General features: G+C 69.5%; 20 protein-coding genes. 10 read left to right on the top strand and 10 right to left on the bottom strand.

All coding sequences use genetic code 11. The features are described from left to right. Positions 1-125 precede the first annotated feature (125 nt). Entirely contained in the window at positions 126-2,378 is a 2,253-nt protein-coding gene (locus tag ACWFR3_RS23265; RefSeq protein WP_453736529.1) for a SpoIIE family protein phosphatase, read from the top strand. Here the strand turns inward: ACWFR3_RS23265 and ACWFR3_RS23260 are convergent. The 3 genes from ACWFR3_RS23260 to ACWFR3_RS23250 form a co-directional block, all read right to left on the bottom strand. After that, positions 2,267-3,397, bottom strand: coding sequence for an AI-2E family transporter (locus ACWFR3_RS23260; protein ID WP_453736528.1), 1,131 nt, complete (start codon positions 3,395-3,397; stop codon positions 2,267-2,269). The genes ACWFR3_RS23265 and ACWFR3_RS23260 overlap by 112 nt on opposite strands. Before the next feature lie 46 nt (positions 3,398-3,443). After that, the gene (locus ACWFR3_RS23255; RefSeq protein WP_453736527.1) at positions 3,444-4,400 is read right to left on the bottom strand and encodes a pirin family protein; all 957 of its coding nucleotides are present in this window, start codon (positions 4,398-4,400) and stop codon (positions 3,444-3,446) included. 136 nt (positions 4,401-4,536) lie between these two features. Then, positions 4,537-5,019 carry an SseB family protein gene (locus ACWFR3_RS23250; protein WP_453736526.1) on the bottom strand — a complete coding sequence of 161 codons (483 nt, stop codon included), beginning with the start codon at positions 5,017-5,019 and terminating at the stop codon, positions 4,537-4,539. Positions 5,020-5,167: 148 nt separating this feature from the next. On the opposite strand from ACWFR3_RS23250, the gene ACWFR3_RS23245 reads away from it, so the two are divergent. The 4 genes from ACWFR3_RS23245 (at position 5,168) to ACWFR3_RS23230 (ending at position 9,494) form a co-directional block, all read left to right on the top strand. Next, positions 5,168-6,994, top strand: coding sequence for an acyl-CoA dehydrogenase (locus ACWFR3_RS23245; protein ID WP_453736525.1), 1,827 nt, complete (start codon positions 5,168-5,170; stop codon positions 6,992-6,994). Positions 6,995-7,195: 201 nt separating this feature from the next. After that, positions 7,196-8,500 carry a M18 family aminopeptidase gene (locus ACWFR3_RS23240; RefSeq protein ID WP_453736524.1) on the top strand — a complete coding sequence of 435 codons (1,305 nt, stop codon included), beginning with the start codon at positions 7,196-7,198 and terminating at the stop codon, positions 8,498-8,500. A 129-nt stretch (positions 8,501-8,629) separates the two neighbouring features. Next, positions 8,630-8,854 carry a DUF6458 family protein gene (locus ACWFR3_RS23235; RefSeq protein ID WP_453736523.1) on the top strand — a complete coding sequence of 75 codons (225 nt, stop codon included), beginning with the start codon at positions 8,630-8,632 and terminating at the stop codon, positions 8,852-8,854. A gap of 136 nt (positions 8,855-8,990) precedes the next feature. Continuing rightward, entirely contained in the window at positions 8,991-9,494 is a 504-nt protein-coding gene (locus ACWFR3_RS23230; RefSeq protein WP_453736522.1) for an LURP-one-related/scramblase family protein, read from the top strand. Between the two features lie 24 nt (positions 9,495-9,518). On the opposite strand, the gene ACWFR3_RS23225 is transcribed toward ACWFR3_RS23230, so the two are convergent. Continuing rightward, on the bottom strand, positions 9,519-10,334 hold the full coding sequence (locus ACWFR3_RS23225; protein WP_453736521.1) for a carbon-nitrogen family hydrolase: 816 nt from the start codon (positions 10,332-10,334) through the stop codon (positions 9,519-9,521). Between the two features lie 136 nt (positions 10,335-10,470). Between ACWFR3_RS23225 and ACWFR3_RS23220 the strand changes: the two genes are divergently transcribed. Then, positions 10,471-11,295, top strand: a complete 825-nt coding sequence (locus ACWFR3_RS23220) for a maleylpyruvate isomerase family mycothiol-dependent enzyme (protein ID WP_453736520.1) — start codon at positions 10,471-10,473, stop codon at positions 11,293-11,295. A gap of 62 nt (positions 11,296-11,357) precedes the next feature. On the opposite strand, the gene ACWFR3_RS23215 is transcribed toward ACWFR3_RS23220, so the two are convergent. Further along, the gene (locus ACWFR3_RS23215) at positions 11,358-12,665 is read right to left on the bottom strand and encodes an MFS transporter (protein ID WP_453736519.1); all 1,308 of its coding nucleotides are present in this window, start codon (positions 12,663-12,665) and stop codon (positions 11,358-11,360) included. A 97-nt stretch (positions 12,666-12,762) separates the two neighbouring features. Beyond that, positions 12,763-13,437 (bottom strand): GntR family transcriptional regulator, encoded by a 675-nt coding sequence (locus tag ACWFR3_RS23210; protein WP_453736518.1) that lies wholly within the window; start codon positions 13,435-13,437, stop codon positions 12,763-12,765. Between the two features lie 167 nt (positions 13,438-13,604). Here ACWFR3_RS23210 and ACWFR3_RS23205 point away from each other — a divergent pair, with 167 nt between their 5' ends. Next, on the top strand, positions 13,605-14,495 hold the full coding sequence (locus tag ACWFR3_RS23205) for a D-alanyl-D-alanine carboxypeptidase family protein (RefSeq protein ID WP_453736517.1): 891 nt from the start codon (positions 13,605-13,607) through the stop codon (positions 14,493-14,495). Positions 14,496-14,637: 142 nt separating this feature from the next. On the opposite strand, the gene ACWFR3_RS23200 is transcribed toward ACWFR3_RS23205, so the two are convergent. Genes ACWFR3_RS23200 through pdhA form a run of 3 tightly spaced genes read right to left on the bottom strand, consistent with a single transcriptional unit; the run spans position 14,638 to position 18,385 of the window. Next, complete coding sequence (locus ACWFR3_RS23200) at positions 14,638-16,194, bottom strand: dihydrolipoamide acetyltransferase family protein (RefSeq protein WP_453736516.1); 1,557 nt, start codon at positions 16,192-16,194, stop codon at positions 14,638-14,640. An 11-nt stretch (positions 16,195-16,205) separates the two neighbouring features. Beyond that, entirely contained in the window at positions 16,206-17,186 is a 981-nt protein-coding gene (locus tag ACWFR3_RS23195) for an alpha-ketoacid dehydrogenase subunit beta (protein ID WP_453736515.1), read from the bottom strand. A 2-nt stretch (positions 17,187-17,188) separates the two neighbouring features. After that, positions 17,189-18,385 (bottom strand): pyruvate dehydrogenase (acetyl-transferring) E1 component subunit alpha, encoded by a 1,197-nt coding sequence (gene pdhA, locus ACWFR3_RS23190; RefSeq protein ID WP_453736514.1) that lies wholly within the window; start codon positions 18,383-18,385, stop codon positions 17,189-17,191. Between the two features lie 381 nt (positions 18,386-18,766). On the opposite strand from pdhA, the gene ACWFR3_RS23185 reads away from it, so the two are divergent. Further along, positions 18,767-19,429 carry a response regulator gene (locus tag ACWFR3_RS23185; RefSeq protein WP_249588831.1) on the top strand — a complete coding sequence of 221 codons (663 nt, stop codon included), beginning with the start codon at positions 18,767-18,769 and terminating at the stop codon, positions 19,427-19,429. Positions 19,430-19,537: 108 nt separating this feature from the next. Next, positions 19,538-19,981: a pyridoxamine 5'-phosphate oxidase family protein gene (locus tag ACWFR3_RS23180; RefSeq protein WP_453736513.1), complete on the top strand. Its 444-nt coding sequence runs from the start codon at positions 19,538-19,540 to the stop codon at positions 19,979-19,981. A 120-nt stretch (positions 19,982-20,101) separates the two neighbouring features. Here the strand turns inward: ACWFR3_RS23180 and ACWFR3_RS23175 are convergent, their stop codons facing one another. Further along, the gene (locus ACWFR3_RS23175; protein WP_453736512.1) at positions 20,102-21,688 is read right to left on the bottom strand and encodes a protein kinase domain-containing protein; all 1,587 of its coding nucleotides are present in this window, start codon (positions 21,686-21,688) and stop codon (positions 20,102-20,104) included. A 295-nt stretch (positions 21,689-21,983) separates the two neighbouring features. On the opposite strand from ACWFR3_RS23175, the gene ACWFR3_RS23170 reads away from it, so the two are divergent. Then, entirely contained in the window at positions 21,984-23,636 is a 1,653-nt protein-coding gene (locus tag ACWFR3_RS23170; protein ID WP_453736511.1) for a protein kinase domain-containing protein, read from the top strand. The last annotated feature ends 51 nt before the right edge of the window (positions 23,637-23,687 follow it).

The raw sequence follows: 23,687 nt of genomic DNA, 5'->3' as shown, positions 1-23,687 counted from the left end.
GACAGGGCACAAGGCTACCGTCCGGGCGGAGATCGCTTTCCGGAATAACCCCCGGGCCGCCCTCGGAGGGCTCCCGCCACCCCCGGCGGTGGCGACTTGTCCACCGATCTTCCTAAAGTGGGTCAATGCGCACCGACGATCCCCTGCAGCCGGCGGGGGACGATCCCCTGCCTCCCGTACGGGACGTCCTCGCCGCCATCGCGACCGGCCTGTGGCGCTGGGACAACGCGGCCGGCACCGTCACGCTCGACGCCGAGGCGGCCCGGCTCCTCGGGCTTCCCCCGCGCGCCCAGGTCCTCACGGAGGCGGGCGTGCGCTCCCGCTTCCACCCCGTCGACTGGAACGAGATCGACGGCGTCGTCCAGCTCGCCGTCGCCGAGAGCACCCTGGCCGAGGCCCGCCTGCGGATCATGAACGACCAGGGGCGGGTCATCCGCATCGTGCGCAGCCGCTCCAAGCCGATCATCGACGAGGCCACCCAGTCGTACGAGCTCATCGGCACCCTCCAGGAGGTCAGCGAACCCCCGCCGGGCGCCGCGGCACGCACCCCTGTCACCGGAGACTGGCGGCGCTCCCGTGAGGCGTTTCTGCTGGACGCGGGGCGCGCGCTCGCCGAGGCGCGGTCGACCGAGGAGGTGCTCCGGGTCGCCAGCGGGCTCTCCATGCCGGGGTTCTCGCCGGACGGACTCGGTGTCTTCGGGGTCGAGGGCGACCGACTCAAGATCATCGGGCATTACGGGCACCAGCCGGGCGACGACCTGCCCTTCTCGGCGATGCCCCTGGACACGGACTATCCGGCCGCCGAGGTGGTGCGCACGGGCCGCGCGGTCTATCTCTCCTCGCCCGAGGAGTACCACCGCCGCTTCCCCGCCACCTGGCCGCTGGCCCAGCCCTTCGAGCGGCAGTCGTGGGCGTTCCTGCCGCTGACCGTCGCAGGGCGCACGATGGGCGCCTGGCTGGCCGCCTTCGCCTACCCCGTCTCGTTCACGCCGGACGAGCGCTCCGTCCTGACGACGGTGGCCCGGATGCTGGCCCAGGCCCTGTCGCGGGCCGGGGTCGCCGAGTCGGAGCGGGAGCTCACGGAGGGCCTCCAGCGCTCGATGCTGCCGCTGCTCGGACCGCGCATCCCGGGGATGACGGTGGCCGCGCGCTATGTGCCGACCGGCGGCGGACTCCAGGTGGGCGGCGACTGGTACGACATGATTCCGCTGCCCAGCGGCCGCATCGCCTTCGTCATCGGGGACGTCCAGGGGCATGACGTACGGGCGGCGGGCCTGATGGGGCAGCTGCGGATCGCCCTGCGCGCATACGCCTCCGAGGGCCACCGCCCGGACGCCGTGCTCTCGCGTGCGACGCGCTTCCTCGCGGGGATCTCGGACGGCATCACGATCGGCTCCGACGGCGACGACCACGGGGGCGACGGCTCCGACCCGCGCTTCGCGACCTGCCTCTACGTGGAGGCCGACCCGGTCACCGGCATCCTGGAGATCGCCCGCGCGGGCCATCCCGAGCCCGCGATACGGATGAGCGACGGAACGATCCTGCTCCGCCCCACGGCGGGCGGCCTGCCGCTCGGCATCGACCCGGACGCGGACTACCCCACGACCCGCCTCGTCCTGGAGGCCGGCGAGACGATGCTGGTCTGCACCGACGGCCTCATCGAGACCGGCGGCCACGACCTGGACAGCGGCTGGAAGCGGATCCGCAAGATCCTGGAGGAGCACGGCGGCGGGGACGGCGACGAGGACCTCGAAGCGCTCGCCGACACCCTCGTGCAGGCCGTGCACGGGCCCTCCTCGCACTACACGACCGGGCCCCTGGTGGACCGCCGCGAGGACGACATAGCGGTCCTGCTGCTGCGCAGGTCCGGCCACCCCGCCCACCGCACGCCCGCCCGCCGCACCGTCCTGACGGTCGCGCAGGCCGAGCCGGAGCGCATCGCGGGGGCGCGGCGGCACGTGCGGGAGCTGCTGCACGACTGGGCGGTGGCCGATCAGGTCGACTCGGCGGTCCTGATGGTCTCCGAGATGATCACCAACGTACTCGTGCACACGGACGGCGACGCCCTGCTCGTCGCCGAGGTCATCGGGGAGCCGGGCGAGCGCAGGCTGCGGGCCGAGGTGTCGGACGGCAGCGACGACCTGCCGCACAAGCGCCACCCCGGCGAGCTGGCGTCGTCCGGCCGGGGCCTCGTCCTGATGGAGCTGCTCGCCGACGAGTGGGGCGTGGAGCCCAGGGGCGAGGGCAAGAGCATCTGGTTCGAGCTCTACGAGGGTGCCGCGGGGCCCTCCGCCGACCCCTCCGAGGCGTTCGCCCTGGACGAGCCGGACGGGCCGGACGGGCCGGACGGGCCCGACCCTGCCAAGCCCTCCGGATAGCGCTCCCGCAGCTCCGAGATCACCCCGAACACGGCGGCGGTCACCGGCACGGCGAGCAGCATCCCCAGAATCCCCGCCACGGACGCCCCGGCGGCGATCGCCAGCATGACGACCGCCGGGTGCATCTGCACGGTCCGCGACTGGATCACCGGCTGGAGCACATGTCCTTCGAGGACCTGCACGGCGAGCACGACGCCCAGCGCCCACAGCGCGATGACGAACCCGCGGTCGGCGAGGGCGACCAGGACGGCGACGGCGCCGGAGATGAAAGCACCCAGATAGGGGATGTAGGCGCCGATGAACACGAGTGCGCCGAGCCCCCACGCCCCCGGCACCCCCAGGATCAGGAGCCCGATGGTGATGCAGACGGCGTCGATCAGGGCGATGAACGTGGTCCCGCGCATGAAGCCCTCGACGGCCTCGAAGGCTCGGCGGCCCATCGCCTCGACGATGTCGGCCGTGCCGCGCGGGGCGAGCGAGCGCATGGAGCCCATGGCCCGGTCGGAGTCGCGCAGGAAGAAGAAGACGAGCAGCAGCGCGAGCACGGCCATGGCGGTCATCTCGCCGACGACGCTGAGCCCGCTGAGCACTCCGGATGCGGCGGAACCGCCGAACTTGCCGAGCAGCTCCTTGGCGTTGGACGCCATGTCGTCCAGGGACGTCCCCGCCGCCCCGAAGTGGTCGGAGAGGTCGGTCGCGGCCTGCTTCAGGGAGGCGATGATCTGGTCGCCGGTATCCATCAGGGCCCTGACCACGATGTACACCGCGCCGCCGACGACCGCGACGACGGCCGCGCAGGTGAGCCCCGCGGCCAGCGAGCGCTGCACCTTCATCTTCAGGAGCCAGCGGTAGACGGGCCCCAGGAGCGCCGTGCCGAGGAGGGCGAGCAGCACCGGAGTGGCGGCCGCCTTGAAGGTGACGAAGAGCCAGATCGCCACGGCGGCCACACCGGCGACGAGCAGGAGGACCGCGCACCAGGCGGCGGTACGACGTGCGGGCTCGGGCAGAAGGGTGCTCACCCTTCTACCCGAGCATGGGCGGTGTGCCGCCGCACGTTATGTACGGCTACATGCCGTGCACGGCCGGAACCGTGCCGAGCAGGCCCTTCTGGAAGTCCTCGAAGGCCTGCTGGAGCTCGGCCTGACTGTTCATCACGAACGGGCCGTAGTGCGCCATCGGCTCGCGGATGGGCTGCCCGCCGAGCAGCACGACCTCCAGGTCGGGGGTGTGCCCGTCCTGCTTCTCGTCCGCGCGGACGGTCAGCGCGGAGCCCGCGCCGAAGACCGCCGTCTGGCCCATGTGCACCGGGCGGCGCTCGGCACCGACCGAGCCGCGCCCGGCGAGGACGTACGCGAGGCCGTTGAAGTCCTCGCGCCAGGGCAGCGTGACCTCGGCGCCGGGGCGCACCGTCGCGTGGATCATCGTGATCGGCGTGTGCGTGACGCCGGGGCCCTGGTGCCCGTCGAGCTCACCGGCGATGACGCGGAGCAGCGCGCCGCCGTCGGGGGAGGTGAGCAGCTGGACGTGGCCGCCGCGGATGTCCTGGTAGCGGGGGTCCATCATCTTGTCGCGCGCGGGCAGGTTCACCCACAGCTGGAGGCCGTGGAACAGGCCGCCGGACTGGACGAGGGACTCCGGCGGCGCCTCGATGTGGAGCAGGCCGCTGCCGGCCGTCATCCACTGGGTGTCGCCGTTCTGGATGGTGCCGCCGCCACCGTTCGAGTCCTGGTGGACGAACGTTCCGTCGATCAGGTACGTGACGGTCTCGAAGCCGCGGTGCGGGTGCCAGGGAGTCCCCTTCGGCTCACCGGCTCCATAGTCCACCTCACCCATCTGGTCCATCATGATGAACGGGTCGAGGTACTTGTAGTTGATCCCGGCAAAGGCCCGGCGCACCGGGAAGCCCTCGCCCTCGAAGCCGCTCGGCGCGGTCGTCACGCGGAGCACGGGGCGGGCCACGGCATCGGCGGACGCGGCCACACGGGGCAGGGTCAGCGGGTTCTCGACGGTCACAGCGGGCATGTCGGTGCCTCCTTCTTCGTACGTCCACTTTAGTTGAACGTAGAACTTCTTGCCACCGGGAACGGCGAGAGCCCGGAGGAAATTCCTCCGGGCTCGGGAAGGCAGGGGCCCCGAAGGGGCGGGGGAACCGCGCGGCTCAGCCGTACATCCGGCGCATCGCGAAGTCGACCATCTGCTCGACGGCCTTGGCGTCGAAGACCATGCGGTGCTCGCCCTCCATGTCGAGGACGAAGCCGTAACCGGTGGGGAGGAGGTCGATGACCTCGGCACCCGTGATCACGAAGTACTTGGACTCCTTGCCCGCGTACCGGCGCAGCTCCTTGAGCGACGTGAACATCGGGATCACGGGCTGCTGGGTGTTGTGCAGGGCGAGGAAGCCGGGGTTGTCGCCTCGCGGGCAGTAGACCTTCGACGTGGCGAAGGCCTGCTGGAAGTCCTCGGCGGACATCGAGCCCGTGGTGAAGGCGCGCACCGCGTCCGCGAGGGACGGGGGCGACGGCTCGGGGTAGAGCGGGGGCTGCTGGGCGTACCCGCCCGCGCCGCCCGGCATCTGCTGCGGCGGCGGCTGCGGGGGTGCGTAATGCTGCCCGGCGCCCGCTTGTTGGTCGTAGCCGTACATGGGGGCAAGGGTACCGAGGCCGGACGGGGCGCTGCTCACACTTGGGGGATCAGGGGTTGCTTCTTATTACCGGCGGGTAGCATTATCGGTAGCTACTAACAGGTACGTGGTTTTTTCCAGCCCTCCCGAACCCAACGGAGCCGTCGCCATGGGGCACTACAAGTCGAATCTCCGCGACATCGAGTTCAACCTCTTCGAGGTGCTCGGCCGCGACCAGCTGTACGGCACCGGCCCGTTCGCGGAGATGGACGTCGACACCGCCAAGAGCATCCTCGAGGAGCTCCGCCGCCTCGCCGAGAACGAGCTGGCCGAGTCCTTCACGGACGCCGACCGCAACCCTCCGGTGTTCGACCCGGAGACCAACACCGCGCCGGTCCCGGCGTCCTTCAAGAAGAGCTACCAGGCCTTCATGGACTCCGAGTACTGGCGCCTCGGCCTGCCCGAGGGCATCGGCGGCACGACCGCCCCCCGCTCCCTGATCTGGGGTTACGCGGAGCTGCTCCTCGGCGCCAACCCGGCCGTGTGGATGTACTCCTCCGGTCCGGCGTTCGCGGGCATCCTGCACGACGAGGGCAACGAGGCGCAGAAGAAGATCGCCGCCATCGCCGTCGAGAAGCAGTGGGGCTCGACGATGGTCCTGACCGAGCCGGACGCCGGTTCGGACGTGGGCGCGGGCCGCACCAAGGCCATCAAGCAGGAGGACGGCTCCTGGCACATCGAGGGCGTGAAGCGCTTCATCACGTCCGGTGAGCACGACATGTCGGAGAACATCCTCCACTACGTCCTCGCCCGCCCCGAGGGCGCAGGACCCGGCACGAAGGGCCTCTCGCTCTTCCTCGTCCCGAAGTACGAGTTCGACTGGGAGACCGGCGAGCTGGGCGAGCGCAACGGCGTCTACGCCACGAACGTCGAGCACAAGATGGGCCTCAAGGCGTCCAACACGTGCGAGATGACGTTCGGCGACCGCCACCCCGCCAAGGGCTGGCTGATCGGCGACAAGCACGACGGCATCCGCCAGATGTTCATGATCATCGAGTTCGCCCGCATGATGGTCGGCACGAAGGCCATCGCGACGCTCTCGACGGGCTACCTCAACGCCCTGGAGTACGCCAAGGAGCGCGTGCAGGGCCCGGACCTGGCCCAGTTCATGGACAAGACGGCCCCCAAGGTCACCATCACGCACCACCCGGACGTACGCCGCTCGCTGATGACGCAGAAGGCGTACGCGGAGGGCATGCGCGCCCTGGTCCTGCACACCGCGGCCGTCCAGGACGACATCCAGATCAAGGAGGCGGAGGGCGAGGACGCGTCGGCGCTGATCGCCCTGAACGACCTCCTGCTCCCGATCGTCAAGGGCTACGGCTCGGAGAAGTCGTACGAGCTGCTTTCGCAGTCTCTCCAGACGTTCGGCGGCTCGGGGTACCTCCAGGAGTACCCCATCGAGCAGTACATCCGTGACGCCAAGATCGACACCCTCTACGAGGGCACGACCGCCATCCAGGGCCAGGACTACTTCTTCCGGAAGATCGTCCGTAACCAGGGTGCCGCGCTGAACGGCCTCGCCGAGGAGATCAAGAAGTTCCTCGCGGTCGGCACGGGCGGCGAGGGCCTGGCCGGGGCCCGCGAGGAGCTTGCCAAGGCCGCGGTCGAGCTGGAGGCCATCGTCGGCGTCATGCTGACGGACCTCGCGGCCACGGAATCGGACGTCAAGTCCATCTACAAGGTGGGCCTCAACACGACCCGCCTCCTGATGGTCTCCGGCGACGTCGTCGTCGGCTACCTCCTGCTGCGGGGCGCCGCTGTCGCCGCCGAGAAGCTCCCGACTGCCTCCGCCAAGGACAAGGCCTTCTACGAGGGCAAGATCGCCGCGGCCAAGTTCTTCGCCACGAACGTCCTGCCGGGCGTCGCGAACGAGCGGAAGCTCGCCGAGGGCGTGGAGCTGGACCTGATGGAACTGGACGAGGCGGCGTTCTAGCCTCCACGGTTCCACGACACGGCCCGCGCCCGGTACTCCGGGGGCGGGCCACTTGTCGTATGCGGGGCAATCGGGCGGGTGGGAGGGAGACATCCGCCGCGAAGCGGCGGTACATGCACCCCGGATACGGGCAGATCCGGTACAGAACCTCCCGGAAAAGGCGCCCCACGCCAGAGAAAACCGCTAGCTAGGCTGGAAGCCATGAGCACACCTGCCCGCTTCGACCGCGGCCTCTCCGACGACCTCATCACCTTCCTTGCGGCAAGCCCCTCCCCGTATCACGCCGTGGCGAGCGCCGCGGAGCGGCTGGAGAAGGCCGGCTTCCGGCAGGTCGAGGAGACCGACGCCTGGGACGGTTCGACCGGCGGGAAGTATGTGCTGCGCGGCGGCGCGATCATCGCCTGGTACGTCCCCGAAGGGGCATCCGCGCACACCCCGTACCGCATCGTCGGCGCCCACACCGACTCCCCCAACCTCCGCGTCAAGCCGAAGCCGGACGCCGGCGCGCACGGCTGGCGGCAGGTGGCCGTCGAGATCTACGGCGGCCCGCTGCTCAACTCCTGGCTCGACCGCGACCTCGGCCTCGCGGGCAGACTCTCGCTGCGGGACGGCTCGACGCGCCTGGTGAACATCGACCGGGCGCTGCTGCGTGTCCCGCAGCTGGCCATCCACATGGACCGCGGAGTGGTCGCCGACGGTCTCAAGCTCGACAAGCAGAAGCACATGCAGCCCATCTGGGGCCTCGGCGACGACGTGCACGGAGGCGACCTCATCGCCTTCCTGGAGGAGGAGTCGGACCTCGCCCCCGGCGACGTCACCGGCTGGGACCTGATGACGCACCCCATCGAGGCCCCCGCCTACCTCGGCCGCGACCGCGACCTCATCGCGGGCCCGCGCATGGACAACCTGCTCTCCGTGCACGCCTGTACGTCGGCGCTCGCCTCCGTCGCCACGGCGGACGACGCCGACTCGCTGCCGTACATCCCCGTGCTCGCCGCCTTCGACCACGAGGAGAACGGCTCCCAGTCCGACACGGGCGCGGACGGCCCGCTGCTCGGAAGCATCCTTGAGCGGTCCGTGTTCGCCCGCGGCGGCTCGTACGAGGACAAGGCCCGCGCCTTCGCCGGCACCGTCTGCCTCTCCTCCGACACGGGCCACGCCGTGCACCCCAACTACGCGGAGCGGCACGACCCGACGCACCACCCCCGCGCCAACGGCGGCCCGATCCTCAAGGTCAACGTCAACAACCGGTACGCGACGGACGGCGCCGGACGTGCCGTGTTCGCCGCCGCGTGCGAGAAGGCCGGCGTGCCCTTCCAGAGCTTCGTCTCGAACAACGCGATGCCCTGCGGCACGACGATCGGCCCGATCACCGCCGCCAGGCACGGCATCAAGACCGTCGACATCGGCGTCGCGATCCTCTCGATGCACAGCGTGCGCGAGCTGTGCGGGGCGGACGATCCGCACCTGCTCGCCAACGCGTTGGTGGCGTTCCTCCAGGGCTGAGGGGCTCTTGGGGCCAGGGCCTGAGGGGTACTCAGGACCGCTGCCTGAAGGGCGATTTCCGCTTCCCGGTGTGACTGTGCCGGGCCCGGGTACCCGGAGGCCCTGCCACGACTTAGGGAGGCGGTCCACATGGGCCTGGGCGGATGCATACTTCTGATCGCCGCGGGCGCCATCCTCGCGTTCGCCACCGACTGGGAGATGGACGGCATCAATCTCACCGTCACCGGTCTGATCATGATGGCCGTGGGCGTGATCGGTGTCGCCGCGTTCACCAACGCACGCCGCAAGACGGTCGTGCCGCCGGGCGCGACGGTGGTCGAGACGGAAAGCGACCACCACCGCCACGGCTTGTGACAGCTCCACCCGTTCGTCGTCGCAGGGCCCGGCAGCCACCTCAATGGCCGCCGGGCCCTGCGTCATGACGCCACGTCACGGTGAACTCCCCCGGCTTTGTCCGGTGCCATGCGCGCCAGGGGGTACTCATGGCTCCATGAAACTTCTCGTACGGGACCGACTGCTCGGCATCGGTGACGACTACTGGATCGAGGACGACGAGGGCCAGAAGGTCTTCCTCGTCGACGGCAAGGCGATGCGCCTGCGCGAGACCTTCGAGCTCAAGGACATGCAGGGCCGTGTCCTCATCGACATCCACGCCAAGATGCTGTCGCTGCGCGACACGATGGTGATCGAACGGGACGGCGATGCGCTGGCCAAGGTCAAGCGCAAGCGCCTCTCGCTGCTGCGCAACCACTACCGCGTGGAACTGGTCGACGGCACGGAACTCGACGTGAGCGGCAAGATCCTGGACCGGGAGTTCGCCATCGAGTACGACGGCGAACTCCTGGCCGACATCTCCCGCCGCTGGTTCCGGGTCCGCGACACCTACGGCCTGCAGATCGTCCGGGATGACGCCGACGCGTCCCTGCTCCTGGCCATCGCGGTCTGCGTGATCCGCCTGGCGGAGAAGGAGCGGGGCGACGACGAGAGGCCCTAGCCGCTGTGCCCTGCCCGCCGAGGCTCAGCGCGGCGGCGCGTCCACTCCCAGCAGCCGGTCCTTCAGCGCGGGGAACTGCTCCCGCGTGGCCGCGACCTTGGAGATGTCGAGGTCGACGGTGAGGACCTCCTCACCGTCCCCCGCCTCGGCGAGCACCTCGCCCCAGGGGTCCACCACGACGCTGTGCCCCGCCTGGGGGACCCCGGCGTGCGTACCCCCGGTGCCGCAGGCAAGGACGTACACCTGGTCCTCGACGGCCCGCGCCCTGGCGAACAGCGTCCAGTGCTCCCGCCGCCGCGCCGGCCACCCCGCGGGCACGACGAACATCTCGGCGCCCGCGTCGACAAGCCCCCGGAAGAGCTCGGGGAAGCGGAGGTCGTAACAGGTGGCGAGCCCGATCGCCGCGGCGGGCGTCCGCACAGTCACCAGCTCGCTGCCCGCCCCCATGAGGACGGCCTCGCCCTTGTCGAAGCCGAAGCGGTGGATCTTGCGGTACGAAGCGGCGAGCGAGCCGTCGGGCGAGAAGACGAGCGAGGTGTTGTAGAGCTCCCCGGACGCGTCCCGCTCCGGGACGGACCCCGCGTGCAACCAGACACCCGCGTCACTCGCGGCCTTGGCCATCGCCTCGTACGTGGGCCCCTCAAGGGACGTCTCGAGGGACTCCGCCTCGCTCGCGAACGTCTCGTACGCGAAGGCGCCCGTGGTCCACAGTTCGGGAAGGACGACGAGTTCCGGCCGATCACGCTCGGCTACTTCTCGTACCAGTGAAGAGACCCGCGAGCGACGGGAATTGACCGTTTCGCCCTCGTCTACGGCGATCTGGATGAGGGAGGCGCGCACACTACCACCGTCCTGGCATTCGAGCCGTCAACACGGGCCTACGATCGTCACACGAAAGCACTGCCGGGGTGCCTGTGGGCAGCGTAACTTAGCGTCTCAGACACCCACCGCCCGCGTACGACCGTCGAGGGGTCCCGTGAGTCTCCATCCCAGCCTGCAAACCTACGCCGACGCCTGGACCCAATCCGTATCAGCCATATCCGAGCTGGTCTCACCGCTCGCCGAGGGAGAGTGGAACTGGGCCACGCCCTGCCCCGGCTGGTCGGTGCGGGACATCATTTCCCATGTCATAGGCCTGGACTGCGAGATGCTGGGCGACCCGCGGCCCATCCACACCCTGCCCCGCGATCTTTACCACGTGAAGACCGAGGGCCAGCGCTACATGGAGATGCAGGTCGACGTCCGGCGCCACCACACCGCGCCCGAGATGACCTCCGAGCTGGAGTACACGATCATCCGCCGCACGCGTCAGCTGCGGAACGAATCGCGCGACCCCTCCCACAAGATCCGCGGGCCGCTCGGCACCGAGCAGACCCTCGAACTGGCCACGCGGATGCGCGCGTTCGACGTCTGGGTGCACGAACAGGACCTGCGTACGACGCTGCGGAAGCCCGGAAACCTGGACTCCCAGGGGGCGTTCGTGGCGCGGGACCTTCTGCTGCACGGGCTGGCCAAGGTGGTCGCCAAGAACGCCGAGGCACCGGTGAATTCGGCGGTCGTCTTCGATGTCAGCGGCCCCGTCGAATTCCTGCGCACGGTCCGGGTTGACGCCGAAGGCCGGGCCACGGTCGACAGCGCCCCCTCGCTCGGCCCGCTCGCCACGCTGAGCCTGGACTGGGAGACGTACTTCCGCCTCGCCTGCGGCCGCATCTCGTACGCGTCGGTGGCCGACCGGATCAAGGTCGAGGGCGATCACGGTCTCGCCGAGGCGATCCTGCGGGAGTTCGCGGTCACGCCGTAGCCCGGCCCGCCCGTGTCCTGCCGCGTTCCCCCGCTTCCTTCCGCGTCCCGCCGCCTTCTCTCTCAGACGGGGACGTGCACGGCCTCCACGCGGCTGGCGACAAGCCGCTCCTTCTCCCTGCGCACCGCGCGCGTCCGCAGCCGCAGGATCTGGCTGAGGCCCACCGCTTCGAGGACGAAGACGGCGGAGAAGGCGATCCGGTAGTTGTCGCCGGTCGCGTCCAGGAGAACGCCGATGGCGAGCAGCGTCGTCATGGAGGCGACGAAGCCGCCCATGTTCACGATGCCGGACGCGGTGCCCTGCCGCTCCGGCGGATTCGCGGGCCGCGCGAAGTCGAAGCCGATCATGGACGCGGGGCCGCAGGCGCCGAGCACCGTACAGAGAGTGATGAGCAGCCACATCGGGGCGTGGTCGCCCGGATAGTGGATGGTGAGCGCCCACATCGTGGCCGTCGCCGCGACGGTGCCGATCGCGAGAGGCGTGCGTGCCGCGTGGTGCCGGGCGACGATCTGGCCGTAGACCAGGCCCACCACCATGTTGGACAGCACGACGAGGGTGAGCAGCGTCCCGGCCGTGGCGGGCGTGAGCCCCTGCGCCTCGACGAGGAACGGCAGGCCCCACAGGAGCAGGAAGACCATCGCGGGGAACTGCGTGGTGAAGTGCACCCAGAGGCCGAGCCGGGTGCCGGGCTCGCGCCAGCTCATGGCGATCTGCTTGCGCACGAAGGCCCCGCCGGTGTGCCGCACGGGCTCCGGGGCGTATCCCTCGGGGTGGTCCTTGAGGAACAGCGTCATCAGTACGAGGACGACGACACCGCAGAGCGCGCTGCCGGCGAAGGCCGCGGTCCAGCCGACGGAGTGCAGCAGCCGGGCCAGGACGAGGGTGGAGACGAGGTTGCCCGCCATGCCGACGAGACCGGCGAGCTGGGCGACCATCGGGCCGCGCCGGGCGGGGAACCAGCGGGTGCCGAGGCGCAGCACGCTGATGAAGGTCAGCGCGTCACCGCAGCCGAGCAGCGCGCGGGAAGCGAGCGCCATGCCGTACGAGGGCGAGAACGCGAAGCCGAGCTGTCCGAGCGTGAAGAGCACGACTCCGATGGTCAGCACGCGCTTGGTGCCGAGCCGGTCGACCATCAGGCCGACGGGTATCTGCATGCCCGCGTAGACGAGCAGCTGGAGGATCGAGAAGGTCGAGAGCGCGGACGCGTTGACGTGGAAGCGGTCGGCGGCGTCGAGACCGGCGACGCCGAGCGAGGTCCGGAAGATGACGGCGACGAAGTAGACGGCGACGCCGATGCCCCAGACGAGCATGGCCTTCCTGCCGCCGGGAGGGTCGCCGGGCAGTGAGACGGGGGCGGAGGCCGAACTCATCGAGACCTCCGGTAACGGGTGGGCGGGTGGGAAACATGCCGCGAAGCGGCAAAAGAAAGATCAGCGACGGCGGACGCATGCCGGTCAAAGAGCAGCCTCATCGAACATCGCCCCGAGCAAGATTCTGGAACCACCCGACATGCCGGGAGACCACCGCCTCGGCCGCTCCCACGTCCCCTGACGTCAACGCGTTCAGGAGTTCCTCGTGCTCGGCGAGCGTCTTGGCGATCCGGTCGGGGTGGGAGTGCATCACGGCGACACCCATCCGCAGCTGCCGGTCACGGAGCTGGTCGTAGAGGCGGGCCAGGATTTCGTTGCCGCCGCTGCGCACGATCTCGGCGTGGAAGCAGCGGTCGGTCACGGCGGCAGCGGAGAAGTCCCCGGCCGCGGCCTGCTCGCGCTGCTGGCGAAGGAGCTCCTCCAGGCGGGCGATCAGCGCCGGAGGCGCCGGCACCGCCTTGCGCACCGAGTGCGTCTCCACCAGGAGCCGCGTCTCGACGACGTCGGCGATCTCCTGCACGGACACCGGCAGGACCAGTGCCCCCTTCTTGGGGTAGAGCCGCAGGAGCCCTTCGACCTCCAGCTTCAGGAGCGCCTCGCGCACCGGGGTGCGGGACACCCCGACCGCCTCGGCGAGCTCGCCCTCGGTGAGCAGCGTGCCCCCCTCGTAGCGGCGGTCGAGCACGCCCTGCTTGACGTGCGCGTACACGCGCTCGGCGGCGGGTGGCTGCTTGAGGGTCCGGGTGGGGGACGAGGCGGGTGCGACTGGCATGCGCACAGCATAGATACAACACGTACCCATGAGGTCGTCCATTCCACGATCCGGACATCACCCTCATCGGCGTGCATCCATTCGCCACTCTCGTGAGTCTTAGTATCGAGCGGCACCCTCATGTGGCCGCATTCCAGGGGCATTTGGGCATTTGGAGAATAAAAAACTTGAAAACCCCCATCAAGGGCATTCGCCGCGCATCAGCCGTAATCGTCACCGCGGGTGCGGTATTCGCGGGCGGAGCCCTCACGACCCCGGCCCACGCGGCCGCGCTGCCGAAGCCGTCGATCGCCGCCAAGGGCGGCTTCGTGATGAACAACGGCACCGGCAAGACCCTCTACACGAAGGCCGCGGACACCCGCCGGTCCACCGGCTCGACCACCAAGATCATGACGGCGAAGGTGGTGCTGTCCCAGTCGAACCTGAACCTTGATTCCAAGGTGAAGGTCGAGAAGGCCTACAGCGACTACATCGTCAGGAACACCGCCTCGTCCGCCCGGCTGATCGTCGGCGACAAGGTCACCGTCCGCCAGCTCCTGTACGGCCTCATGCTGCCGTCCGGCTGCGACGCGGCGTACGCACTCGCGGACAAGTTCGGCAAGGGCTCCACCCGCGCCGCCCGCGTGAAGTCATTCATCGGCAAGATGAACGCCCAGGCCAGGAGCCTCGGCATGACGAACACGCACTTCGACTCCTTCGACGGCATCGGCAACGGAAGCAACTACTCCACGCCCCGCGACCTGACGAAGCTCGCCAGCAGCGCGATGAAGAGCTCCACGTTCCGTACGGTCGTGAAGACGAAGTCGACGAAGCAGAAGGTCACCACGAAGAGCGGTGGCTACCGCTACATGTCGTGGTCGAACACGAACAACCTGCTCAGCAGCTACAGCGGCGCCATCGGCGTGAAGACCGGCTCAGGCCCGCAGGCGAAGTACTGCCTGGTCTTCGCCGCGACGCGGAACGGCAAGACGGTCATCGGCACGGTCCTGACCTCGACGTCCTCCGACGCCCGCACGAAGGACGCGAAGAAGCTGATGGACTACGGCTTCAAGAAGTAGCCCTTGGCAGTACCTGCGCGGCCCTTCGCGGTGCGTGCGCCGACGGGGCCCCGCCACTGACTGTGGCGGGGCCCCGTCGGCGTATGTGTCGCTAGGCCCGGGTCAGCTACGCCCGGGGCGTTAGCTATGCCCGGGGCGTCAGCTACGCCCAGGTCATGAGGCGCTTGGGCTGCTCCAGGATCGCCGCCACATCGGCGAGCACCTTGGAGCCGAGCTCGCCGTCGACCAGGCGGTGGTCGAAGGAGAGCGCGAGCGTCGTCACCTGACGCGGCTTGACCTTGCCCTTGTGGACCCAGGGCTGGAGCTTGATCGCGCCGACCGCGAGGATCGCGGACTCGCCCGGGTTCAGGATCGGGGTGCCGGTGTCGACGCCGAAGACGCCGACGTTCGTGATGGTGACCGTGCCGCCCTGCATCGCGGCGGGCGACGTCTTGCCGTCGCGGGCCGTGGAGACCAACTCACCCAGGGACTCGGCCAGTTCGGGCAAGGTCTTGGCCTGCGCGTCCTTGATGTTCGGGACGATCAGACCGCGCGGGGTGGCCGCGGCGATGCCCAGGTTCACGTAGTGCTTCCGGACGATCTCCTGGTTCGCCTCGTCCCAGGCCGCGTTGACGTCCGGGTTGCGCCGGATCGCCACGAGCAGCGCCTTGGAGATGAGCAGGAGCGGGTTGACCCGCAGGCCGGCGAAGGCCTTGTCCTGCTTGAGCTCCTCGACCAGCTTCATCGTCCGCGTCACGTCCACCGTCACGAACTCCGTGACGTGCGGCGCCGTGAAGGCCGAACCGACCATCGCCTGGGCGATGGCCTTGCGGACGCCCTTGACCGGGATGCGGGTCTCGCGGGCGCCGCTGCCCGCTCCGGAGAGGGAGACGGAGGCGGGGGCGGAGGCGGGAGCGGAGGCGGGAGCCGCGGCTTCGGCTTCCGCTGCCACCGGCTGGGGTGCGGAGGCGGGGGCCGGGGCGTAGGCGGGTGCGGGGGCGGTGGGTGCGGCGGCCGGAGCCACTGCCGCGTGCACGTCCTCGCGCGTGATGATCCCGTCGGGGCCGGACGGGATGATGACCGTGAGGTCGACTCCCAGGTCCTTGGCGAGCTTGCGCACCGGCGGCTTGGCCAGCGGGCGGGTGCCCGCGGGGGCGGCCGCGTCGGCGGGAGCGGCGGGGGCTGCTGGAGCGGCAGGGGCGGCAGGGGCGGCGGCTGCCGTGCCGGAGCCGTTCAGCTCGGCCTGGACCGCCGCCGCGTAGTACGTACCGGCGGCCGCGGCCTGGTCCTGCGCCGACTTGCGCGCGCGGCGCTTCGTCGAGGACTCGGCGACCCCATAGCCCACGAGCACGGGCTGGCGGCCCGCGGGAGCGGCTTCCTCCTCGGGGGCGGATTCCTCCGCCGGAGCGGGAGCGGCGTCCGACACCGGGGCGGCGTCCGACTGGGCGGGCGCACCGCCGCCGGACACGTCCACCGCGATGATCACCTGGCCCACATCGACCGTGGTGCCTTCGGGGAAGCGCAGTTCGCTCACCACGCCGTTGAACGGGATGGGCAGCTCGACGGCGGCCTTGGCCGTCTCGACCTCGCACACCACCTGCCCGTCGGTGACCGTGTCGCCCGGCGCCACGAACCACTTGAGGATCTCGGCCTCGGTGAGCCCCTCGCCCACGTCGGGCATCTTGAACTCGGCCAGCGCGGTGTCTGTCATCGTCGTCACGACCCTCTCCCTCAGTACGCCAGCGAGCGGTCGACAGTGTCGAGCACCCGGTCGAGGCCCGGCAGGTACTCCTCTTCCAACCGCGCCGGCGGATACGGCGCGTGGAAGCCGCCGACCCGCAGCACGGGAGCTTCGAGGTGGTAGAAGCAGCGCTCGGTGATGCGCGCGGCGATCTCCGCGCCCGTGCCCAGGAAGACCGGGGCCTCGTGGACCACGACGAGCCGCCGCGTCTTCTCGACCGACGTCTGCACCGTGTCGAAGTCCATCGGCGACATGGAGCGCAGGTCCACGACCTCCAGGGACTTGCCCTCCTCGGCGGCGGCCGCGGCGGCCTCCAGGCAGACCTTCACCATCGGGCCGTACGCAGCGAGCGTCAGGTCCGTGCCCTCGCGGGCGACCTTTGCCTTGTGCAGCGGCGCGGGGATGGCCTCGGTGTCGACCTCGCTCTTGTCCCAGTAGCGCCGCTTCGGCTCGAAGAAGATCACCGGGTCGTCGCTCTGGATGGCCTGCTGCATCATCCAGTAGGCGTCCGACGAGTTCGAGGGCGAGACGACCTTGAGCCCCGCCACGTGCGCGAACAGCGCCTCGGGCGACTCGCTGTGGTGCTCGACCGCGCCGATCCCGCCGCCGTACGGAATGCGGATGACGACCGGCATCTTGATCTTGCCGAGCGCGCGGGCGTGCATCTTCGCGAGCTGCGTGACGATCTGGTCGTACGCCGGGAAGACGAAGCCGTCGAACTGGATCTCCACCACCGGGCGGTAGCCCCGCAGGGCCAGGCCGATGGCCGTGCCGACGATGCCGGACTCGGCGAGCGGGGTGTCGATGACACGGTCCTCGCCGAAGTCCTTCTGCAGCCCGTCCGTCACCCGGAAGACGCCGCCGAGCTTGCCGACGTCCTCGCCCATGATGAGGACCTTGGGGTCGGTGTCGAGCGCCGTACGCAGCGATTCGTTGATCGCTTTGGCAAGCGGAAGTTTCTGAACGCCCATGGTCACTTACCGCCTTCGTCCGCGAACGACGCCTGGTACGCCTGGAACTGCGCGCGCTCCTCGTCGACCAGCGCATGCCCGTCCGCATACGCGTTCTCGAAGATCGCCATCAGATCCGGATCCGGCATCGCCCGCACCACCTCTCGCACTCGCTTTCCCAACGCTTCGCTCTCCGCATCGAGTTCCGCGAAAAATCCCTCATCAGCGTGACCCTCGGCCTCGAGATAGGTCCGCAGGCGCAGGATCGGGTCCTTGGCCTCCCAGGCCTCGCGCTCGTCGTCGCTGCGGTACTTGGTGGGGTCGTCGGAGGTGGTGTGCGCGCCCATGCGGTAGGTGAACGCCTCGATGAGCGCCGGGCCCTCACCCGTACGCGCCCTCTCCAGGGCCCACTTGGTGACGGCGAGGACGGCGAGGACGTCGTTGCCGTCGACCCGCACGCCGGGGAAGCCGAAGCCCTGCGCGCGCTGGTAGAGCGGCACGCGGGTCTGCTTCTCGGTGGGCTCGGAGATCGCCCACTGGTTGTTCTGGCAGAAGAACACGACGGGGGCGTTGTAGACCGCGGAGAAGGTGAACGATTCGGCGACGTCACCCTGGCTGGACGCGCCGTCACCGAAGTACGCGATCACGGCCGAGTCCGCACCGTCCTTGGCCACGCCCATCGCGTAGCCGGTGGCGTGCAGGGTCTGCGAGCCGATGACGATCGTGTACAGGTGGAAGTTGTTGGTGTTCGGGTCCCAGCCGCCGTGGTTCACGCCGCGGAACATGCCGAGCAGATTGGTCGGGTCGACCCCGCGGCACCAGGCGACGCCGTGCTCGCGGTAGGTCGGGAAGACGTAGTCGTCCTCGCGGGTGGCGCGGCCCGAGCCGATCTGGGCGGCCTCCTGGCCGAGCAGCGACGCCCACAGGCCCAGCTCGCCCTGGCGCTGCAGGGAGGTGGCCTCGGCGTCGAAGCGGCGGGTGAGAACCATGTCGCGGTACAGGGCGCGCAGCTCGTCGGCGGTGATGTCCGCGACGTACGAGTCGTACACAGCGTTGTCCGCGTGCTTGACCCGCTTGCCCTCAGGGGTCAGCAGCTGGACAAGCTGGGGTTCCGTGCTTTCCGTGCTCTTCTTCGGCGCGGCCTTCTTGGCGCTTGCGCGCTTGCCGCCGCTGGTCGTGCTGCGGCGCGGTGTGCGCGCGGCGGTGCTCTCCACGGTCACGTGTGCTCCTCCGTCGGTCCGGCCCCCGGGATTACCGGGTAAGCCAGTGCGGCTCGCCTGATCCGTGCCCGCGCACGGGGTGGGTGCGACTCGGCCGGGAACAGGCGTGACAGGTGCCCCGGCGAGCGCCCTGCACAATGCACGTTACCCAGTGCTTCCCAATTCTGTGAAACCCCATCTGACCTGCGAATTTGCTTGGATTTCCAAGTATCTGACTGCTTGGATTTCCGAGTAAATCCAGAAAGTCGGGAACAGTTCCTGGTCACAGCACTGATCACAGCCTGGCAGGGGGCCGGAACACCGGCACGTTATCCCGGCCACCCCGTGGACGGGAAGGGTTCAGCCAGGGCACCGGTAGAGATCGTGTGTGAGACTGGCTCCGTGCGCGAAGACGGAAAAATTACGGTATTTCTCCTCGACGACCATGAAGTGGTGCGGCGAGGAGTCCATGAGCTGCTCTCCGTGGAGTCCGACATCGAGGTCGTCGGCGAGGCGGGCACGGCGGCGGACGCCCTGGTCAGGATCCCGGCGACCCGACCGGACGTGGCCGTTTTGGACGTGCGCCTCCCGGACGGCAGCGGAGTCGAGGTCTGCCGCGAGATCCGTTCGCAGAACGAGGACATCAAATGCCTGATGCTCACCTCGTTCGCGGACGACGAGGCGCTCTTCGACGCGATCATGGCCGGTGCTTCCGGCTATGTCCTGAAGGCCATTCGCGGCAACGAACTTCTCTCCGCGGTACGTGATGTGGCCGCCGGAAAGTCCCTGCTCGACCCGGTCGCCACGGCCCGTGTCCTGGAGCGGCTGCGCGACGGAAACACCCCCAAGGGCGACGACCGCCTGTCGAACCTCACGGACCAGGAACGCAAGATCCTGGACCTGATCGGCGAGGGCCTGACCAATCGGGTGATCGGCGAGCGACTGCACCTCGCCGAAAAGACGATCAAGAATTACGTGTCCAGCCTGCTTTCGAAGCTCGGCATGGAGCGGCGCTCGCAGGCGGCGGCCTACGTGGCCCGTATGCAGGCGGAGCAGAATCACTGAACGTGATTCCGGATTCTGTTTCCGTGACGCGAAACGGGACTTACGTCCCCGTCCCGTAGGGGCGTGCTCCCCTTCCCCGGCCCCACGCCGGTGCCGGAGGGTGGATGCATGCCCACCGACGATCAACAGGACGAACGGCTCGCCTTCGAACTGCTCGGCCGCACCGACTACGGCCGGGTCGCGACCAGCATGCGCGCGCTGCCCTTCCTCGCCGCGGCCCGCCACGTCGTCGTGGACGGGCGCATCCTGCTGCGGATGCACAAGGGGTACGGGTACCACGAGGCCTGCATCGGCAGCGTCATCGCCTACGGGGCGGACAACCTCAGCGCCGAGACCGCGCGCACGGGGCAGTGGACCGTGCAGTTCGTCGGGCTCTGCGAGGTCATCGAGCCGACCAACGACGAGCTGGAACTCTTCGGCCCCGGTCCGCACTACGTGGACGGCGAGCTCTACGACCCGGTCTACCTGCGACTGGAACCGCAGCTGGCCACGGTGCACACCCTGCAGCGCGGCCAGGAGCGGCAGTTTCAGCGGCATGCGGTGAGCCCGTGAGCCCGTGAGCCCGTGAGCCCGTAGAGCTCCTCTTCCGGCTACCGACATACGCACGCGCGCGTGGCGCCCTTCCGGGCTCCACGCGCGCGTGCTGATGCGTAGGGGGCTGTCGGCGGCCGCTCAGCCGCCTTCGTTGCCCGCGACGACTCCGCCTTCGGTACCGCCGTCCGTCGCCGGCGGGTCCTCGCTCTCCGGAGGGCTCTCTTCCCCGGTGGGCGTCGGCGGGTCCTCCGACGTCTGGGTGGGGTCGTCCGTCGGCTCCGTCGGGTCGTCCGACGGCTCGTCCTCGGTGGGCGAGTTCGGCGTGGTCGGGCCGGTGGTGTTCGGCTGGGACGGGCTCCAGTCGCCCTGACCGCCCGTGCCGTCGCCGGGCTCCGCGGTGTCCTCGTCCGAGGTCTCCTCATCGGAGGACTTGCTCGGCTTCTGCGTCTCCGACTGCTTCGTCGGTGACTTCGTCGGGGTGTCCGTGTCCTTCGACTTCTTGTCGTTCGCCGACAGCGCGAACGCGACACCCACGGCGATCGCGATGACCGCGAGGACGGCGAAGATCCACATCTTGCCCCGGCCGCCCCGGCCGTTGCCGTCGCGGTGACCGCCCTCGAAACCGCCGTCGTCGCCCGGCGGACGCAGCATGGCGCCCGGGATCTGTGCGGTTCCGGAGTCGCCGGGGTGCTGCATCGCGGTGGTGCCCGCGACGCCCATCGCCGGGGTGCTGCCGCCCTCGTGCATGCCCGCGACGTCGACGGGTCCGGTGTTCCAGGTTCCGGTGTGGCTGCCCTGCTCGTGCAGCATCTGCAGCCCGTACTGGACCAGACCGCGCATCTCCTCGGCGGTCTGGAAGCGGTCGTCCGGGTCCTTGGCGAGCGAACGCATCACCAGGCCGTCCAGCTCCGGCGGCGCCGCGTCCGAGGTCTCGGACGGCGGCACCGGGATGTCCTGGACGTGCTGGTAGACCACGGAGAGCGGCGTCTCGCCGGTGAACGGGGGACGCAGCGCGAGGAGCTCGTAGAGCAGACAGCCGGTCGCGTAAAGGTCGGAGCGGTGGTCGACGGCCTTGCCGAGCGCCTGCTCCGGGGAGAGGTACTGGGGCGTGCCCATGACCATGCCGGTCTGCGTCATCGTCGACTGCGCGCCGTGCAGGGCACGGGCGATGCCGAAGTCCATCACCTTCACCGCGCCGGTGTTGGTGATGATCACGTTCGCGGGCTTGATGTCGCGGTGCACGATGCCGTGCTGGTGCGAGTACGCGAGCGCCTCGAGCACCCCGGAGACGATGATCAGGGCCTGCTCGGGCCCCGGCGCCTCGGCGTTGAGCAGCAGGTCGCGGATCGTCCGGCCTTCGACGATCTCCATGACGATGTACGGGACGACGCTCGGCCCGACGACGTCCTCGCCGGAGTCATAGACCGCCACCACCGCATGGTGGTTGAGTCCCGCGACCGACTGGGCCTCGCGCGTGAAGCGGGCCTTGGAGACCGGGTCCTCGGCGAGGTCGGAGCGGAGCAGTTTGACGGCGACCGTACGACCGAGGCGTACGTCCTCGGCCGCGAACACCTCTGCCATGCCGCCCCGGCCGAGTCTGTGGGTAAGCCGATATCGGCCATCCCCTACAAGCCCGTTGTTGCCCCACAACTCAGGCGCATCCGACATACCGCCGCCAGTCGCCTCGGGGTCGGACGGGCCCTGAGCGCGCTGCGTCTGTGCCATCAGTCCTCGCCGTCGTTTCTGGTCGTGGTGCTTGGTGGTACTGGGGGATCCCCGCCGGGCCACGCTACAGCCTTCGCGCACCGCGGCGGTCCGAGGTGGACCGGACATCAAACCCGCCGGGTGCCCCCGCGCGCAAACTTGTAACGCTTCCGAGACGCTTCTTGCGCGTACGGTCACGGAACGGGCATCGAGCTTGACGTGTCCGTGCCCTCGGGCAGACTTGGCCAGGAATAGCGGGAATCGATCACCGATCGCGGAGCCGTCCGGCACACCGCGCCGATGGGGGACGCACGACATGAGCAGCCAGGACGGCGCACAGGGACGGTATGCGGGGCGCTCGCTGGCCGGTGGCCGGTACCAGCTGCGCGATCTTCTCGGTGAAGGCGGCATGGCCTCCGTTCACCTGGCGTACGACTCCGTGCTCGACCGTCAAGTCGCGATCAAGACGCTTCACAGCGAGCTCGGCCGCGAACAGTCCTTCCGCGAGCGCTTCCGCCGCGAGGCCCAGTCGGTGGCCAAGCTCACTCACACGAACATCGTCTCGGTCTTCGACACCGGCGAGGACGAACTCGACGGCGCGACGATGCCGTACATCGTCATGGAGTACGTGGAGGGCAAGCCGCTCGGCTCCGTGCTCGACGCCTCCGTCTCGCAGTTCGGTGCGATGCCGAGCGACCAGGCACTGAAGATCACCGCTGATGTGCTCGCCGCTCTTGAGATCAGCCACGAGATGGGCCTGGTCCACCGCGACATCAAGCCCGGCAACGTGATGATGACGAAGCGCAACGTCGTCAAGGTCATGGACTTCGGCATCGCCCGCGCCATGCAGTCCGGCGTCACCTCCATGACGCAGACCGGCATGGTCGTCGGCACCCCCCAGTACCTCTCGCCGGAGCAGGCGCTCGGCCGCGGCGTGGACGCCAGGTCCGACCTCTACTCCGTCGGCATCATGCTGTTCCAGCTGACCACCGGGCGGCTGCCCTTCGAGGCGGACTCGCCGCTGGCCATAGCGTATGCGCACGTCCAGGAGGAGCCGGTCGCTCCGTCCTCGATCAACCGCTCGCTGCCGCCCGCGGTCGACGCGATCGTCGCCCGGGCGCTGAAGAAGAACCCGAACGAGCGTTTTCCGACCGCCGAGGCGATGCGCGACGAGTGCCTGCGCGTCGCCCAGTCCTTCCAGGCGGCCGCGCCGAGCATCGTGCCGGGCGCCCAGACGGCGAGCGGCGGAGGCGTCGGTGCGGCGGTCTTCCCGCCGGTCGACTCCTCGCTCCCGCAGCAGGGGAACGTCCAGACGCCGTACCAGCCGGGTTCCTACGGGCCGCCCACGCCGGCCCCCGGTCCCGTGACCCCGGGCTACGGCTACCCGCAGCAGGGCGGCTACCAGACCCCGGCGCCCACGAACGCGTACGCCCCGCAGGCCGCGCAGACCCCGCCGCCGTACACGCTCTCTCCGCAGCAGGGGCAGACGTCCGCGCACGGGCAGGGCGGCGGATCCGGCTCGGGCGGCGGCAGCGGCAAGCGGAACATGCCGGTGATCGTCGGCTCGATCGTCGTCGCGCTCCTTGCCATCGGCGGGCTGATCACGGCGATTTCGCTGAACGGCGACGACGAGGGCGGCAAGGGCGCCGAGGGCAAGGAGTCGAACGCGCCGGTGGCGGGGTACCGCGGTCCGGACCGGTCGAAGACGATCGAGACCGAAGAGTGCACCGATCCCGATACGGCGTACAACGACGAGAACAAGATCAAGGTCCCCGACTTCACGTTCAGGGACTGGAAGTCGGTGCAGAAGTGCCTGCAGGCTGCCGGCTGGCAGTTCGACAAGAGGGACTTCGACGAGAACACCTACGGTAAGGACACCGTCATGCGGCAGTCCCCGAAGGAAGACTCCGACATCGACCCGGACGACGTGAACATCCAGTTCGACATCTCTACGGGCAACCCCGCCTGAGTGCCTCGACCCTGATTCGGTCTGATGCGAAGGGCCCGGTCACCTCGTGAC

It is taken from the genome of Streptomyces sp. NPDC055189 (assembly GCF_053606765.1).
Note: the sequence above shows the minus strand (reverse complement) of the source record. Positions and strands in the feature narration are given on the sequence as shown.

What these genes read in the sequence shown, in the direction of transcription:
- ACWFR3_RS23245 (WP_453736525.1), top strand. Translation starts at nt 5,168, where the DNA reads ATGGGGCACTACAAGTCGAATCTCCGCGACATCGAGTTCAACCTCTTC.
- ACWFR3_RS23170 (WP_453736511.1), top strand. Translation starts at nt 21,984, where the DNA reads ATGAGCAGCCAGGACGGCGCACAGGGACGGTATGCGGGGCGCTCGCTG.
- ACWFR3_RS23180 (WP_453736513.1), top strand. Translation starts at nt 19,538, where the DNA reads ATGCCCACCGACGATCAACAGGACGAACGGCTCGCCTTCGAACTGCTC.
- ACWFR3_RS23175 (WP_453736512.1), bottom strand. Translation starts at nt 21,688, where the DNA reads ATGGCACAGACGCAGCGCGCTCAGGGCCCGTCCGACCCCGAGGCGACT.
- ACWFR3_RS23210 (WP_453736518.1), bottom strand. Translation starts at nt 13,437, where the DNA reads ATGCCAGTCGCACCCGCCTCGTCCCCCACCCGGACCCTCAAGCAGCCA.
- ACWFR3_RS23265 (WP_453736529.1), top strand. Translation starts at nt 126, where the DNA reads ATGCGCACCGACGATCCCCTGCAGCCGGCGGGGGACGATCCCCTGCCT.
- ACWFR3_RS23235 (WP_453736523.1), top strand. Translation starts at nt 8,630, where the DNA reads ATGGGCCTGGGCGGATGCATACTTCTGATCGCCGCGGGCGCCATCCTC.
- ACWFR3_RS23230 (WP_453736522.1), top strand. Translation starts at nt 8,991, where the DNA reads ATGAAACTTCTCGTACGGGACCGACTGCTCGGCATCGGTGACGACTAC.
- ACWFR3_RS23255 (WP_453736527.1), bottom strand. Translation starts at nt 4,400, where the DNA reads ATGCCCGCTGTGACCGTCGAGAACCCGCTGACCCTGCCCCGTGTGGCC.
- ACWFR3_RS23195 (WP_453736515.1), bottom strand. Translation starts at nt 17,186, where the DNA reads ATGGGCGTTCAGAAACTTCCGCTTGCCAAAGCGATCAACGAATCGCTG.
- ACWFR3_RS23250 (WP_453736526.1), bottom strand. Translation starts at nt 5,019, where the DNA reads ATGTACGGCTACGACCAACAAGCGGGCGCCGGGCAGCATTACGCACCC.
- ACWFR3_RS23240 (WP_453736524.1), top strand. Translation starts at nt 7,196, where the DNA reads ATGAGCACACCTGCCCGCTTCGACCGCGGCCTCTCCGACGACCTCATC.
- ACWFR3_RS23215 (WP_453736519.1), bottom strand. Translation starts at nt 12,665, where the DNA reads ATGAGTTCGGCCTCCGCCCCCGTCTCACTGCCCGGCGACCCTCCCGGC.